Here is a 15300-nt window from a genome sequence, read left to right as displayed (position 1 = left end):
TGGGACACACGTGGCCGCAGGGCCCTCGTGCGAGGGAATCGTGAACCGGAGCAATCCCGTTGCGCCCGTGAAAGGCCGTCCGGCTAAGGTCGATCCGAGTGTGCCGGGCCGGCGAGGAGGACTGACGTGCGCCTGAGTATGACCGTCGTGGACCCGGTAGGCGGCGCCACCGCCGACGTCGTGCTCGACGCCGATCCCGAGTCGACCGTCGGTGACGTCGCCCGGGAACTGGCGAGCCAGGTCGGTCTCGGCCGGCCGGACGGTGACGAGGTCGCCCGGGTCATACCCATCGGGGCGCCGCGCGGGACGTCGGCCGTCCAGGCGGCCGGTCCGCTCGCCTACGTCGACGGCTACGCCCTCGACCCGGCCGCCACCGTCGTCGCCTCGCCGCTGCGCGACGGTGTCGTCGTCAGCCTGCACGATCCCGCCGGATGCGTGCTCGGCGAGCCCACCGGGATCGTGGAGTTCCGGGTGGCGGGCGGTCCCGCGGCCGGTGCCGTGCACCGGCTCGGTGTCGGGCGGTACGACATCGGCTCCGGCCCCGCCTGCCACCTCCGCGTCGACGACCCCGAGCTGCCCGTCCGCGCCGCCACCCTCACCATCGCCATCGACGGGACCTGCAGGGCCGAGACGCACACCGACGGCGCCCGGCTGGACGGCGAGGAGTTCGACGGCCCCGGCGACTGGCCGCTCGGCGCCCAACTGGCGCTCGGCAACAGCCTGTTGGAGATCACCGGATACACCCCGCCCAACGCGGCCCTCAAGTGGTCCGACGACGGTGCCGGGCTCGACTACAACCGGCCGCCGCGGCTGCGCCCCGCCGAGCACCAGACGCACTTCTCGCTCCCGAACCCGCCCGGCGACTACGAGGCCCGGCCGCTGCCCTGGCTGATGGCGCTGCTGCCGCTCGTCGGCGCCGTCGTCTCGGTGATGATGTTCGGGCGCTGGTACTACCTGATCATGGCCGTGATGAGCCCCGTCATGCTCTTCGGCAACTACTTCATGGACAAGAAGCACGGGCGCAAGTCCCACGCCAAGCAGCTCAAGGAGTACAAGGAGCACAAGGGCCGGATCGAGGACGACGCGCAGGAGGCCCTGAGGACCGAGCGGAGCGACCGGCGGGCCGCCGTACCCGATCCCGCGGCCGTGCTGACGTACGGCACCGGGCCCCGGACGCGGCTGTGGGAGCGGCGCCGTACCGACGCCGACCACCTGCTGATCCGGTTCGGTACCGGGCGGGTGCCCTCGGAGGTCGAACTCGACGACCCGGAGCAGGACGAGCACAAGCGCAAGGTCCGCTGGTACATCGAGGACGCGCCGGTCGCCCTGTCGCTGCGCGACCTCGGAGTCGTCGGCGTCGCCGGGCCCGGGGACGCGGCGCACGCGCTGGGCCGCTGGGCGGTCGCGCAGACCGCCGTGCTGCACAGCCCGATGGACGTGCAGTTCTACGTCCTCACCGACCACGACGCCGGCGGCCGCTGGGACTGGGTGCGCTGGCTGCCGCACTCCCGTCCCGGCGGCGGCCAGGACGTGAACGTGCTGATCGGCACGGACTCCGAGACCGTCGCGGCCCGCGTCGGAGAACTCACCCAGATCCTCGACGCCCGGCAGAAGGCCCTCCAGCAGGGCGGCCGGAGCAAGACGGACGGGCCCGCCTTCGCCGACCCGGACGTCGTGATCGTGTGGGACGGGTCGCGGCGGCTGCGGTCCATGCCCGGTGTGGTGCGGCTGCTGAAGGAGGGGCCGGGAGTGGCCCTGCGGTCCATCTGCCTGGACGAGGAGGAGCGGTTCCTGCCGGGCGAGTGCCAGGGTGTCGTCGTCGCCGAACCGGTGGCGGCGAAGGAGGCGCCCGCGACGGCCGTGGCACAGCAGGCGGCCGGTGGCTTCCCGTCGTTCCAGGCCTGGCACCCGCAGGCCCAGCAGACGCAGCAGGCGGCGGAACAGGCGCCGCAGGACCTGGAGTTGCGGCTGCGGGTCGAGCAGAGCGGGGCGCTGCGCAAGCGGGACGTGCGCCCCGACCTCGTCTCCCCCGCCTGGTGCGCCCGGCTCGCCCGCTCGCTCTCCCCGCTGCGTGACATCAGCGGCGAGGCCGAGGACTCGGCGCTGCCCGCCGCCAGCCGGCTGCTCGACGTGCTCCAGCTGGAGCCGCCGAGCCGGGACGCGATCGCCGCCCGCTGGCGGATGGGCGGCCAGTCGACGATGGCGGTCATCGGGGAGTCCTACGACGGTCCGTTCGGCATCGACCTCCGGCGCGACGGCCCGCACGGCCTGATCGCCGGCACCACCGGTTCCGGCAAGTCCGAGCTGCTCCAGACCATCGTGGCGGCGCTGGCGGTGGCGAACACGCCGGAGAACATGACCTTCGTGCTCGTCGACTACAAGGGCGGCTCGGCGTTCAAGGACTGTGTGCAACTCCCGCACACTGTCGGCATGGTGACCGACCTCGACGCGCACCTCGTGGAGCGGGCGCTGGAGTCGCTGGGCGCCGAGCTGAAGCGGCGTGAGCACATCCTCGCCGCCGCCGACGCCAAGGACATCGAGGACTACCAGGACCTGGTGCGCCGCAACCCCGCGCACCCGCCGGTGCCCCGGCTGCTCATCGTCATCGACGAGTTCGCGTCCATGGTCCGCGACCTTCCGGACTTCGTCACGGGCCTGGTGAACATCGCCCAGCGAGGCCGGTCGCTCGGCATCCACCTGCTGCTGGCCACCCAGCGGCCCTCGGGTGTGGTGTCGCCCGAGATCCGCGCCAACACCAACCTCCGGATCGCGCTGCGGGTGACCGACGCGGGCGAGTCGACCGACGTCATCGACGCGCCCGACGCCGGGCACATCGCGAAGAGCACGCCGGGCCGGGCGTACGTGCGGCTCGGGCACGCCTCGCTGATCCCGTTCCAGTCGGGCCGGGTCGGCGGCCGGCGGCCCGGTGCGGCCGACCCCGCGACCCTGGCGCCCTGGGCCGGGGCGCTGTCCTGGGAAGACCTCGGGCGGGCCGCGTTGCGCAAGCCCAAGTCCGAGGCCAGGGAGGACGACGAGATCACGGACCTGAAGGTGCTGGTGGACGCGGTGCGCGAGGCGAACACCGCGCTGGCGATCCCGGCCCAGCACTCGCCGTGGCTGCCCGCCCTGGACGACATGCTGCTGCTGGACGACGTGCCGGCCGTGCAGGGGCAGGGCGCGCTGCCCGCCGCCCCGTACGGTGTCGAGGACCTGCCCGGCGAGCAGGCACGCCGTGCGGTCGCCGTCGACTTCGCGCGTTTCGGGCACCTCATCGTCGCCGGTGCACCGCGCACCGGACGCTCCCAGGTGCTGCGCACCATCGCCGGTTCGCTGGCCCGCACCAACTCCTGTGCGGACGTGCACCTGTACGGCATCGACTGCGGCAACGGCGCGCTCAACGCGCTGACCCGGCTGCCGCACTGCGGAGCGGTCGTCGGCCGCAACCAGACCGAGCGCGTCGAGCGGCTGATGGCCCGCCTCAGCGGTGAACTCGGCCGCCGTCAGGAGCTGTTGGCGGACAAGGGGTTCGCGGACATCGGCGAGCAGCGGGGCGCCGTCGCGGAGGCGGAGCGGCTGCCGCACATCGTGCTGCTCCTGGACCGCTGGGAGGGCTGGCTGCCGACCCTCGGCGAGCTGAACCACGGCGACCTCACCGACCAGATCATGGTGATGATGCGGGAGGGCGCGAGCGTCGGCATCCATCTGGTCCTCACCGGTGACCGGCAGATCCTGGCGGGCCGGATCTCCTCCCTCACCGAGGACAAGTACGGTCTGCGGCTCGCCGACCGGGCCGACTTCTCGATGCTGGACATCAACTCCCGCAAGGTGCCCGAGGAGATCCCGCCCGGCCGGGCCTTCCGCAGCGAGACGGCCGCCGAGACGCAGTTCGCGCTGCTGTCGGAGGACACCAGCGGGCAGGGACAGAACGCGGCGATCGTCGCGATCGGCGAGGCGGCCGAGGCCCGGGACGCCGGGGTGCCGCGCTCCCGGCGGCCGTTCCGGGTGGACGTGCTGCCCGGCCGGATCTCCTTCGAGGACGCGTGGGCGATGCGGGACCCGGCCGCGGCGGCCTCGCCGCTGTGGGCGCTGGTCGGTGTCGGCGGCGACGAACTGACCGCCTTCGGACCGGACCTGGCGCAGGGCGTGCCCGCGTTCGTCATCGGCGGACCGGCCAAGTCCGGCCGTTCGACGAGCCTGTTGGGCTTCGCCCGCTCCTATCTCGCGCAGGGCGTGCGGATCGTCGTGGCCGCGCCGCGGATGTCGCCGCTGCGTGAACTGGAGGGCCGGGACGGCGTGTTGAAGGTCTTCACCGGGCGGGACGTCGACGAGGACGAGCTGACCGAGGTACTCGCGTCTGCGTCGCCGGCCGAGCCGATCGTCGTCCTGGTCGACGACGCCGAGGTGCTGGACGACTGCGACGCCGAGGACGTCTTCAAGCGGATCGTGGAGCGCGGGGCCGAGGAGGGCCTCGCCGTGGTCATCGCCGGTGACGAGGACGAGATCTGCGACGGCTTCTCCGGCTGGCAGGTCGACGCGAAGAAGGCCCGCCGGGGCATCCTGCTCTCCCCGCAGGAGTCCGGTTCCGGCGAGCTGATCGGCATCCGGACGACCCGGAACATGGTCGGCGGGCCCGTCACGCCCGGCAAGGGCATGCTGCACCTGGGCAGCGGGGAGCACGTCACGGTGACCACTCCGCAGTAGCGGCGGCCGCGGGACGGGGGCTCAGTCCCCCGTCCTCGACATCACCGACACCGGGTTGCCCTCCGCCGAGCTGTCCGAGGTGTAGATGAGATCGCCGTCGCTCGGGGTCAGGTACACGGTGACGGGGTCCGGGTCGCAGCCGTCGTGGTTGCCCTCGGCGCCCTTCGAGGTCGCGACGATCTTCTTGGCGGTGACCGATCTCAGGGTGAGGACGTCCGTGCAGACCCCGCCCAGCTGGTCGGTCTGGCGCAGCCGGCCCAGCTCCTGGCCGGTCCTGGCCTGCCGGACGGTGACCCGGAAGGTGCCGACGGGCAGGTTGCCGTCCAGGGCGGTGGCGGAGCCCTCCCAGGTGCCCAGGTAGGCGGCCGGGACGGGTCCGTCACCGGAATCGGACGGCGACGACGGCGACGACGGCGACGACGACGGCGACGAGGAAGAGGAGGACGCGGAGGACGACGCCGAGGACGATCCCGTCGGCGAGGTGCCGGCGCCGCTGCTCGGACCGCCGTCGTCGTGGCCCAGGTAGGGCTGCAGCAGGAACCCCGCGCCGACGGTCACCGCCGCCAGCGCCCCGGCGACCGCGAGCGCCACCGTGCAGCTCACCCGGCGCCCGCGCCCGCCCTCCCCCGCCGGTACGGCGGTCGCGGCGACGCTCACCGAGACCTTCCCCGGCGGTACGGCGTCCCGCGGCTCGGGTACGGCCGCGGGCGGCACCGTCGGCGGCGGCCCGAACACCCCTGCGGGCACGGGCCCGCCCGCGGGAACGCCCGTCGACGCACCCGTGGAGGCACCCGTCGAGGCAACTGGGGGAACGCCCGTCGAGGCGCCTGCGGCAACGCCCGTCGAAGCTTCCGCGGGCGCCTCCCGCGAAGGCGCCCCGAGCGCCACCGTCCCGGACGCCGGCACCGCCGCCTCCGCGGCTCCCGTCGCCTCCAGGTTCAGCACCGCCACCGCGCTCCGGCTGACCCGCTCCACCAGCGCCCCCGGCAGCCAGCCGCCCGACATCAGCCGCGCCGCTCCCTCCGGGGCGAGCCGCCGGGCCACCTCGCCGGGGGCCGGCCGGGCCGCCGGGTCCTTCGCCAGGCAGGCCTCGGTGACCTCGCGCAGCTCACCGGCCAGCGCGCCGAGTTCGGGTTCCTCGTGGACGACCTTGTAGAGCAGGGCGGCGGAGGAGTCGCCGGGGAAGGGCGGTGTGCCGTTCGCCGCGAACGCCAGCACCGCGCCGAACGAGAAGACGTCCGCGGCACCCGTGACGCCCTTGCCGAGGATCTGCTCGGGCGACATGTATCCGGGCGAGCCGATGGAGACGCCCGACGACGTCAGCGAGGCGGTGCCGTCCGTGGCGCGCGCGATGCCGAAGTCGATCAGCAGCGGGCCGTCGAGGGTCAGCAGCACGTTGGACGGCTTCACGTCCCGGTGCACCAGGCCCAGTTCGTGGACGGCGGTCAGCGCCTCGGCGAGGCCGGCGCCCAGGGCCCGTACCGTGTGCGCGGGCAGCGGGCCGCCGTCGACGACGGCCGCGGTGAGGGACGGGCCCGCCGCGTAGGCGGTGGCGACCCAGGGCACCGGGGCCTCCGGGTCGGCGTCCAGGACGGGTGCCGTCCAGGCGCCGCCGACCCGCCGGGCGGCGGCCACCTCGCGGCGGAAGCGGGCCCGGAACTCCTCGTCCAGGGCGAAGTGCGGATGCACGATCTTCACCGCGACGGACCGGCCGCCGGCCGAGCGGCCCAGATAGACGCGGCCCATGCCGCCGGAGCCGAGCCGGCCGAGCAGCCGGTACGGCCCGACAACCGTAGGTTCGTCACCCGCGAGCGGCTGCATGTCCCCACCCCCCAGTAAGTCCGGGCAGCAGCCTATTGCCTGTCAGGCCTGAAGCAGATCGACCTTCACATCCGCCGCGAATCCGGTCGTCGGGCCGACCCGGCGGGCGAACTCCTGGACGGCGGCCAGCTGGGGTGCGCCGAAGCTGAAGTCGAGGGTGGTGAAGTACTGGGCCAGGGTCGCCTCGTCGAAGGCCTCCCAGCGGGCGGCCTGTTCGGCGACCTTGGCGACCTCCTCCAGGGAGAGGTTGCGGGAGTCCAGGAAGGCGCCGTGCACCTCGCGCGTGAGGTGGGGCTCGCGTTCCAGGTAGTCGCGGCGGGCCGCCCAGACCGCGAAGACGAACGGCAGGCCCGTCCACTCCTTCCACAGCGCGCCGAGGTCGTGCACCTGGAGGCCGAAGCGCGGGGCGTCCAGCAGGTTGGCGCGCAGGGCCGCGTCGCCGATGAGCACCGCCGCGTCCGCCTCCTGCATCATCAGGCTCAGGTCGGGCGGGCAGGTGTAGTAGTCGGGGCGGACGCCGTAGCGGTCGGCGAGCAGCAGCTGGGCCAGGCGGACCGAGGTGCGCGAGGTCGAGCCGAGGGCGACCCGGCGGCCGTCCAGCTGGTCCAGCGGGACCTGCGAGACGATCACGCAGGACATGACCGGGCCGTCGCAGCCGACGGCGATGTCCGGGAAGGCGACCAGGTCGCCGGCGTTGCGCAGGAACTCCACGAGGGTGATGGGCCCGATGTCGAGGTCGCCGCGCACCAGCTGCTCGCTGAGCTTCTCAGGGGTGTCCTTGGTCAGCTCGAAGTCGAGAAGGGTGCCGGTTCTCGCGAGCCCCCAGTAGAGGGGCAGGCAGTTCAGGAACTGGATGTGGCCGACGCGCGGCCGGGTGCGAGAATTGTCCACATCGCGAGACTAGACCCCATGAGGTACGGTGCTGAGACCGCCCCTGACGTCAACCCACTTCCGAGGCCGTTCAAACGTCCGGGTGACGTGATCTTGGCCTCTGTTGCTTTCGGCTGCCCGCATGCTAGGCTCGCCGCAAGTTGCAGTTTGGTTTCCCTTGCAGTACAGAGCCTGCGGAGCATGTAACCGCGGGCTCTCGTCGTTTTCAGACGTATGCAGTTGTGCGGCACTTAGTTTGTTTTCACACTTGCAGGTTCTGGAGCAGGGCGACCCTTTTGAGCCCAAGGAGGGCTTATGGCTACCGGAACCGTTAAGTGGTTCAACGCCGAAAAGGGCTTTGGCTTCATTGCCCAGGAGGGCGGCGGCCCGGACGTCTTCGTTCACTACTCCGCGATCAACGCGAGCGGCTTCCGCTCGCTCGAGGAGAACCAGCAGGTGAGCTTCGACGTCACGCAGGGTCCGAAGGGCCCGCAGGCGGAGAACGTCACCCCCGTCTGATCTCACTGATCCAGACACCCACAAGTCTGATCTCAGACTGAGTGCAGTACCCAAGGAGCCCCGCGCCTTACGGCGACGGGGCTCCTGCCCTTTTCCCGGGCCCGGCCCGGACGGCGGGCGCTGTCAGTGGCGGCCGCTAGCGTGCCGCGGCATGACCGCCGATTTCGTCACCGCCATCCGCACCTTCTACGACACGGTCGCCGAGGACTACGCCGACCACTTCCGCACCGATCTGGCCGACCGGCCGCTGGAGCGGGCCCTGCTGGCCGCGTTCGCGGAGCTGGTCGGCGAGGGCGGTGCGGTGGCCGACCTGGGGTGCGGGCCCGGCCGGGTCACCGCCCGGCTGGCCGGGTTCGGGCTGTCGGTGTTCGGGCTGGACCTGTCCGAGTCGATGCTCGCCGTGGCCCGCCGGGAGAATCCGGGCCTGCGCTTCGTCGCGGGCTCGATGCTGGACCTGGACCTGGCGGACGGGGCGCTGGACGGGGTGCTGTGCTGGTACTCGTCCATTCACACGCCCGACGACCGGCTGCCGGCGCTGTTCGGGGAGTTCCGCAGGGTGCTGCGGCCGGGCGGGCGGCTGCTGCTCGCCTTCCAGGCGGGCGACACGGACCGGCGGCTGACGGATCCGTGGGGGCATCCGGTGGCCCTGGACTTCCGGCGGCGGCGGCCGGAGACGATGGCCGCGCTGCTGGCACAGGCGGGCTTCACGCTCCACTCCCGCACGGTGCGGGAGGCCGACGCCGACCTCGGCGAGAGCAGTCCGCAGGCCTTCCTGCTGGCGACCGCCTGACGCGGATGGCGGCGCCGCTCAGTGGCCGGCGAGCTGTTCGCGCAGCAGCTCCCGCACGCCGACCGGGTCGCGGCCGAGCAGCTTCGCCAGGGTCGGGTCGGCGGTCGCGAACTCGTGCTCGCGGGCCGCGGGGAAGATGCTCAGCAGGTGGCCGGCCGTCTCCTCGGGGACGCCGCCGGCCACCAGCCGGGCGCGGAAGGCGTCGTCCGGTGCGACGGTCCTGGTGACGGCGCGGCCGGTGAGAGCGGTCGCGGCGGCGGCGAGGTCGGCGAACGTCAGCGCCTCCGGGGCGGTGAGCGCCGGCGTCGGGCCCTCGAAGCGGCCCTCGTCGGCGAGGATCACGGCGGCCGCCTCCGCCAGGTCGGCGTGGGCCGTCCAGCAGACGGGTCCGTCAGCGGGCAGGACGACCTCTCCGGAGGCCAGGCCCTCGGCGAGGAAGTGCAGTCCGCTGGCCGCGTGGAAGCCGTTGCGCAGCGAGGTCCAGGCGGCGCCGGAGGCGGCCAGGGCCTCCTCGGTGGCCGCGTGGTCGCGGCAGGCCTGGAACCGCGAGGTGGGGCTCGCGCCCATCTGGGCGGTGTAGAGGATGCGGCGGGCGCCGGCGGCCACGGCCGCGTCGATGGCGGTGCGGTGCTGGCGTACGGTCTCCGCGCCCATCCGGTCGACGGAGACGATCAGGATCTGGGACGCGCCCTCGAAGGCGTGCGCCAGTCCGGTCCCGTCGGTGAAGCTGCCCTGCCGCACCCGCACCCCGCGGTCCGCGAAGGACCGCGCCCGCGCCTTGTCCGGGTCGCGCACGCTGACGCCGACCCGCTCGGCCGGCACGCGGTCCAGCAGCCGCTCCACGATCTGGCCGCCGAGCTGTCCGGTGGCTCCGGTCACGATGATCACGATGTCCTCCAGGACGTCGATATCAATGGAAACGCTTGAAGCGTAACATCGATACTAACGATGGAATCAAGTGCGCGATATCGTTGATTCATGGCCTCCGGTTCACCTGACACGACCCCCGCCGCCTCCGCCTCAGGCTCCGCCGCGGACACCCGGCAGCGCGTCATCGACGCCGCCATCGGGCTGCTGGAGCGCGAGGGGCGGGACGCGGTCACCACGCGGGCGGTCGCCGTCGCGGCGGGACTGCAACCGCCGGCCCTGTACCGGCTGTTCGGCGACAAGGAGGGCCTGCTGGACGCGGTCGCCGAGCACGGCTTCGCCGCGTTCCTCGCGAGCAAGCGCGTGGTCCCGGACCCGGAGGACCCGATCGAGGACCTGCGCGACGGCTGGGACCTGGCGGTCCGGTTCGGCCTGGAGAACCCGGCGCTCTACTCGCTGATGTACGGCGACGCCACGCGCGCGGAATCGGCCGCGTTCCGGACCGGGATGGGGATCCTGAAGGGCCGGGTGCGGCGGCTCGCGGTGGCCGGCCTGCTGCGGGTGGGCGAGACCCTGGCGGCCAACGTCATCCACGCCACGGCCCGCGGCGCCGTCCTCACCTGGCTGTCGATGCCGGAGTCCGAGCGCGACCCGGCCCTGCTGACCACGCTGCGCGAGGCGATGGTCACGGCCGTCACCGACGAGGAGCCCGCCGTGCGCGCCGCGGGCCCGGCCGGTGCCGCCCGCGCCCTGCGCGCCGGTCTCACCGACCGCCCGACCCCCCTCACCCCCGCCGAACAGCACCTCCTGACGGAGTGGCTGGACCGCCTGGCGGACGACGTGTGACACCCGCCGGGGCGGTGCCGGGTGCGTCCCGGAGCTACCGCTCCTTCGCGTAGAGGCCGTCGATCTCGGCCGCGAAGTCCTTCATGATCGCCTCCCGGCGCAGCTTCATCGACGGCGTCAGGTGGCCCGCCTCCTCGGTGAAGTCGACGGGCAGCATCGTGAACCGGCGGATGGACTCGGGGCGCGAGACCAGCTTGTTGGCCTCGTCGACGGCCCGTTGCAGGATCGCCAGCAACTCCGCGTCGTCCAGGAGGAGTTCCGGCGGCACCGGATGCTTGCCGTTCATCTGGCGCCAGTGGGTGAGGCCGTCCCTGTCGAGGGTGATCAGCGCGCTGACGTAGGGCAGTCCGTCGCCGACCAGCATCACCTGGGAGATCAGCGGATGGGAGCGGAGCCAGTTCTCCAGCGGTGCCGGGGCCACCGACTTGCCGCCGGCCGTGATCAGCAGCTCCTTCTTGCGGCCGGTGATGGTGAGGTAGCCCTCGTCGTCGAGTTCGCCGATGTCGCCGGTGGCCAGCCAGCCGTCCCGGGTCGCCGGGACGACCCCGCCGGCCTGCGGGTCCCAGTAGCCGCGCAGCACGTGGTCGCCGGCGAGCAGGATCTCGCCGTCGGCGGCGATGCGCACCTTGGTGCCGGGCATCGGCCAGCCGACCGTGCCGAGCCGGGGTTTGAGCGGCGGGGTGACGGTCGAGGCCGCGGTGGTCTCGGTCAGGCCGTAGCCCTCGTAGATCTCGATGCCGGCACCGGCGTAGAACGCGGCGAGCCGGCGGCCCAGCGGGGAGCCGCCGCAGATGATGTGCCGGACCCGGCCGCCCATGGCGTTGCGGATCCGCCGGTAGACCAGCGGGTCGTAGCAGGCGCGGGCGGTCTTCAGTGCGCGGCCGGGGCCGCTGCCGGTGCCGGTCTGCTTGGCCTCCAGGGCCTCGCCGTACCGCTGCGCGATCCCGGTGGCCCGGTCGAAGACCGCGACCCGGCCGCCCGCCTCCGCCTTGGCACGCGCGGAGTTGAAGACCTTCTCCAGCATGTAGGGGATGGTCAGCAGGCAGGTCGGCTTGAAGGCGGCCAGGTCCGGGAGGAGGTCCTCCGGCCTGAGGCTGGGCGCGTGGCCGAGCCGGACCCGGGCGCGGATGCAGGCGATCGCCACCATCCGGCCGAAGACGTGGGACATGGGCAGGAAGAGGAGGATGGAGACCTCCTCGTCCTTGCGGGCCTTGAAGATCGGGTAGAGGAGTTCGATCGCGTTGTCGACCTCGGCGAAGAAGTTGCCGTGCGAGAGCGCGCAGCCCTTGGGCCGGCCGGTGGTGCCCGAGGTGTAGATGAGGGTGGCGATGGTGTCGGGGCCCAGCATGCCCCGCCGTACGGCCACTTCGGCGTCCTGGACGTGGCCGCCCGCCTCCGCGAGCCGGTCCACGTGCCCCTTATCCATCACCCAGAGGTGGCGCAGGTCGGGCAGCCGGTCCAGCTCGGGGCCGAGCGCGGCGGCCTGCGCGGAGGTCTCGGTGACCAGGGCGACCGCACCGGAGTCGTGCAGGATCCAGCGGGTCTGGAAGACCGAGGAGGTCGGGTAGACCGGGACGGTCACCAGGCCCGCGGCCCAGGCGCCGAAGTCGAGGAGGGTCCATTCGTACGTCGTCCGGGCCATGACGGCGATCCGGTCGCCCGGCATCAGCCCTTCCGCGATCAGCCCCTTGGCCACCGCCAGGACCTGCGCGGCGAACTCGGCGGCCGTCACCTGCTCCCAACGCCCCTCGCCGTCGGCCGACTTGCGGCTGAGGACGATCGTGCCGGGGCCGGCCTCCGCGTTCTCGAACGGCAGGTCCGCGAGCGAGCCGTGCCGCACCGGCGGCGCGAACGGCGGGACGGACGCCTCCCGCACCACACCGTCCAGCCGCTGCACGAGGGGTTCGACCAGGATCGGCTTCCCGTCGTAGTCCGTGGCCTGGATCGCGGCGCCCGGGGAGAGGGGGACGGCGTGCTGGAAGGACGAAGTGGACACGGGGCGGCTCCTCGGGCGTGCAGCGGTGAACTGCTTGCTGCATCACGTACGTGCCTCGTGCGGCGAGGCGTTCACCGGCGCCGGCCCTCGGGCAGGGGTTACCGGCGGTTAGGTCTGGAGATCGTACGGGGCCGCTGTGGCGGGGGTGTGGGTTTTCGGGGATGGTCCGGGGCCGGGCCTGTGCAATCCCGGAGGGTACGTGAGGGTCTCTCACGTTAGGCCCCACTTCCGGACCTTGCCCGCCGTGACGTAGACTTACCTTCGGTAACCTTACTCCAGAGTCAGCAGTTCGGGCGAGACCGGGGGACGCACATGACGGAGACCGTCCTCGGCGGGACGCCCGCCCTCGCACCGCTGCTCGCGCGGGGCGCGCTGCGGTCGCCCTTCAAGAGGCCCGCGGCAGCCGCCTCCTACCCGCGCACCCGGCTCGTGCTCCCGGACGTCCGCGCCGACCTCGGCAGGCTCGCCGCCTACGAGCGCGTCTGCGGCTTCGGCACCGGCGAGGACGGGCTGCCCGTCACCTATCCGCACGTCCTCGGGTTCCCGCTGGCCATGCGGCTGATGAGCGAGCGCGACTTCCCGCTGCCCCTGCTGGGGCTCGTCCACACCCACCTCGACGTCTCCCGGTACGCGGTGATGCCGGCCGACGCGGCCTACGAACTCTCGGTCCGCGTGGCCGGGTTGCGGCCGCACCGGCGGGGCACCGAGGCCGTGGTCGTCACCGAGGTGCGGGACGGACAGGACCTGGTGTGGGAGTCGCGGAGCCGGTACCTGGCCCGGCACCGGACCGCGGGGACGGCCGGGACCGCCCGGCCCGAGGAGCGGGCGCCGCTGCCCGCCGTCGCCGAGTGGCGGATCGCCGCCGACGTCGGACGGCGGTACGCGGCCGCCTCCGGGGACCGCAACCCGATCCACCTCCATCCGCTCACCGCGCGGCTCTTCGGTTTCCCGCGGGCCGTCGCGCACGGCATGTGGACCGCGGCCCGGTGCCTCGCGGCCCACGGCGTGCCGGAACGGGCGCACGTGGAGGCGGAGTTCCGGGCGCCGGTGCTGCTGCCGGCGACGGTCGCCTACGCGGCGCGGGCGGGCCGGTTCGAGCTGCGGGGTCCTGCGGACCGGGTGCACGTGACGGGCGGTGTGCGGCCGCTTCCCGGCTGAGGGCGGGCTCCGGTCAGGCGCCGGCCCAGGGCCTGCCGTCCAGCAGGCCGCCGAGACCGGCCCAGGCGAAGTTCATCAGCGTCGTCGCCGCCTCGCGCGCGGTGACACCGGGCGTGACGTTGGCCCAGGCGGCGAGGGACTCGGCGGCGCCGACCAGGGCCTCGGCGAGCCCCGCCACCTCACGCTCGGGCAGGTCGGGGTCGCGGCGCGCCTCGCGGGCGGCGACCACGATGAGCTGGGTCACGAACTCCACCAGCTCGGTGCGCATCGCGGCGACCTCGGAGGCGAACCGCTCGCCGTGCGTGCGCGCCTGGAGGTGCAGCACCGACCAGCCGTCGGGGTGTGCGGCGGTGTGCACGAAGAACGCCCGCAGGCCGTCCCAGAGCTGGCGGTCGGCGGGCAGGTCCCTGCGGACCCCGCCGCGGACCGCCTCGGTGAGCGCCGTCGCCTCACGGCGGATGCACGCCGTGAACAGGTCGTCCTTGGAGTTCAGGTACAGGTAGACCAACGGCTTGGAGACACCGGCGAGTTCGGCGATCTCGTCCATCGACGCGGCCATGTAGCCGCGCTGCCCGAAGGTCCGCACGGCGGCGTCCAGCATCTGCTGCTCCCGGACCGCCCGTGGCATGCGCTTGGTCTTCACGGCACCCATGGGCAAAGCCTACGGGCGGCCGGACGCGCGGGAGTCGTTCAGGAAGAGGTCCGGGCCTCGCCCCGGGGCTGCGCCGCCTCGTCGACGACCTCGTCCTCCTGGCTGCGGCTGGCCTCGATGTTGGCCTTCATGCGGTCGACCCGCTGCGAGACCTGGACCGACGCGCGGTCCCGCTCCTTGCGCAGCACGACGAAGCTGATCGGCGCCGACACGACCAGGGACAGCAGCAGGACCCACAGGAGGTTGGAGTCCCCGAAACCACGCGGGAACGCGCCGGCGTAGACCAGGCCCCAGACGACCAGGAAGCAGCCCGCGAAGATACCGAGGCGCATCAGCGTGTAGCGGAGCATCTCAATCCAGTCTTCCGATGACGAAAAGGGGCACCGTCCAGTGAAGCACGGGCCGGGACCGATCTTGCAGCGGGGTCAGGCGAGCGTCAGCAGCATGGTGATGTCGTCGCGGTCGTCGCCCGGTGCCACCCGGATCGCGCCGGGGACGCGGCCGACCTCCCGGTAGCCGCAGGAGCCGTAGAACGTCTCCAGGCCCTGGCCGCCGCGGCAGGTGAGGCGTATCGCGGCCGTGCCGTCGAAGCCGCGGGCCGCGTCGGCGGCGGCCGCGAGGAGGTCACGGCCGTAGCCCTGGCCCTGGTGCTTGGGGTGGACCATCACCGTGTACAGCCACACCCAGTGCTTCATGAGGCGGTGGGTGTTGAAGGAGAAGAAGGCGGTGGCGGCGACGTTGCCGGCCTCGTCGTGGCCGACGAGCAGCCGGGTGCGGCCCTCGGCCATGCCGACGAGGTGCTTGACCAGTTCCGGCCGGATCTCCTCCGGGGTGACCGGGGCGACGAACCCCACGGAACCGCCGGCGTTGGACACGTCCGTCCACAGGTCGAGGATGCCGTCGCGGAGGGCGGGGGTGACCGCCGGGTCCAGGGTGAAGGTAAGGGGCATGGCGGGATGCTATCCCTTACCCCAGGAGAGGTGCGACGACTATTCGCCATACGGACAGAGGTGCGCCCCTGAAGGGGCGCGGGGAACTGCGCGACAAGCCACGACGCACCCGCACCCGGCCACACGCCGC

Annotated in this window: 12 protein-coding genes; 5 read left to right on the top strand and 7 right to left on the bottom strand. The window is 73.0% G+C overall.

Going from position 1 to position 15300, the window contains the following annotated elements:
• The first annotated feature begins 126 nt into the window (after positions 1 to 126).
• A complete protein-coding gene (locus ACIQOE_RS14195; RefSeq protein ID WP_401411691.1) occupies positions 127 to 4701 on the top strand; it encodes an FtsK/SpoIIIE domain-containing protein in 4575 nt (1524 codons plus the stop codon).
• Positions 4702 to 4722: 21 nt separating this feature from the next.
• Here ACIQOE_RS14195 and ACIQOE_RS14190 read toward each other — a convergent pair whose 3' ends face one another.
• Together ACIQOE_RS14190 and ACIQOE_RS14185 are read right to left on the bottom strand one after the other, a co-directional pair.
• On the bottom strand, positions 4723 to 6522 hold the full coding sequence (locus ACIQOE_RS14190) for a protein kinase (RefSeq protein ID WP_401411689.1): 1800 nt from the start codon (positions 6520 to 6522) through the stop codon (positions 4723 to 4725).
• Positions 6523 to 6564: 42 nt separating this feature from the next.
• Positions 6565 to 7413 carry a menaquinone biosynthesis protein gene (locus ACIQOE_RS14185; RefSeq protein ID WP_362175230.1) on the bottom strand — a complete coding sequence of 283 codons (849 nt, stop codon included), beginning with the start codon at positions 7411 to 7413 and terminating at the stop codon, positions 6565 to 6567.
• Positions 7414 to 7707: 294 nt separating this feature from the next.
• On the opposite strand from ACIQOE_RS14185, the gene ACIQOE_RS14180 reads away from it, so the two are divergent.
• Positions 7708 to 7911, top strand: coding sequence for a cold-shock protein (locus tag ACIQOE_RS14180; protein ID WP_003992177.1), 204 nt, complete (start codon positions 7708 to 7710; stop codon positions 7909 to 7911).
• A gap of 151 nt (positions 7912 to 8062) precedes the next feature.
• Positions 8063 to 8701, top strand: a complete 639-nt coding sequence (locus ACIQOE_RS14175; protein WP_365555024.1) for a methyltransferase domain-containing protein — start codon at positions 8063 to 8065, stop codon at positions 8699 to 8701.
• An 18-nt stretch (positions 8702 to 8719) separates the two neighbouring features.
• Here the strand turns inward: ACIQOE_RS14175 and ACIQOE_RS14170 are convergent, their stop codons facing one another.
• Entirely contained in the window at positions 8720 to 9589 is an 870-nt protein-coding gene (locus tag ACIQOE_RS14170) for an NAD(P)H-binding protein (protein WP_401411686.1), read from the bottom strand.
• Positions 9590 to 9679: 90 nt separating this feature from the next.
• On the opposite strand from ACIQOE_RS14170, the gene ACIQOE_RS14165 reads away from it, so the two are divergent.
• Positions 9680 to 10414, top strand: coding sequence for a TetR/AcrR family transcriptional regulator (locus tag ACIQOE_RS14165; protein WP_401411684.1), 735 nt, complete (start codon positions 9680 to 9682; stop codon positions 10412 to 10414).
• A gap of 34 nt (positions 10415 to 10448) precedes the next feature.
• Here the strand turns inward: ACIQOE_RS14165 and ACIQOE_RS14160 are convergent, their stop codons facing one another.
• The gene (locus ACIQOE_RS14160; RefSeq protein WP_401412511.1) at positions 10449 to 12359 is read right to left on the bottom strand and encodes an AMP-dependent synthetase/ligase; all 1911 of its coding nucleotides are present in this window, start codon (positions 12357 to 12359) and stop codon (positions 10449 to 10451) included.
• Between the two features lie 363 nt (positions 12360 to 12722).
• On the opposite strand from ACIQOE_RS14160, the gene ACIQOE_RS14155 reads away from it, so the two are divergent.
• Positions 12723 to 13568, top strand: a complete 846-nt coding sequence (locus ACIQOE_RS14155; protein WP_401411682.1) for a MaoC family dehydratase — start codon at positions 12723 to 12725, stop codon at positions 13566 to 13568.
• A gap of 13 nt (positions 13569 to 13581) precedes the next feature.
• Here the strand turns inward: ACIQOE_RS14155 and ACIQOE_RS14150 are convergent, their stop codons facing one another.
• From ACIQOE_RS14150 to ACIQOE_RS14140, 3 genes are all read right to left on the bottom strand, one after another.
• The gene (locus tag ACIQOE_RS14150; protein WP_401411680.1) at positions 13582 to 14220 is read right to left on the bottom strand and encodes a TetR/AcrR family transcriptional regulator; all 639 of its coding nucleotides are present in this window, start codon (positions 14218 to 14220) and stop codon (positions 13582 to 13584) included.
• A 38-nt stretch (positions 14221 to 14258) separates the two neighbouring features.
• Entirely contained in the window at positions 14259 to 14570 is a 312-nt protein-coding gene (locus tag ACIQOE_RS14145; protein ID WP_351317902.1) for a DUF4229 domain-containing protein, read from the bottom strand.
• A gap of 75 nt (positions 14571 to 14645) precedes the next feature.
• Positions 14646 to 15170: a GNAT family N-acetyltransferase gene (locus tag ACIQOE_RS14140; protein ID WP_365555031.1), complete on the bottom strand. Its 525-nt coding sequence runs from the start codon at positions 15168 to 15170 to the stop codon at positions 14646 to 14648.
• Positions 15171 to 15300 lie beyond the last annotated feature (130 nt).

Origin of the sequence: Streptomyces sp. NPDC091282 (genome assembly GCF_044757385.1) — a bacterium.
GTDB classification, from domain to species: domain Bacteria; phylum Actinomycetota; class Actinomycetes; order Streptomycetales; family Streptomycetaceae; genus Streptomyces; species Streptomyces gramineus.
Note: the sequence above shows the minus strand (reverse complement) of the source record. Positions and strands in the feature narration are given on the sequence as shown.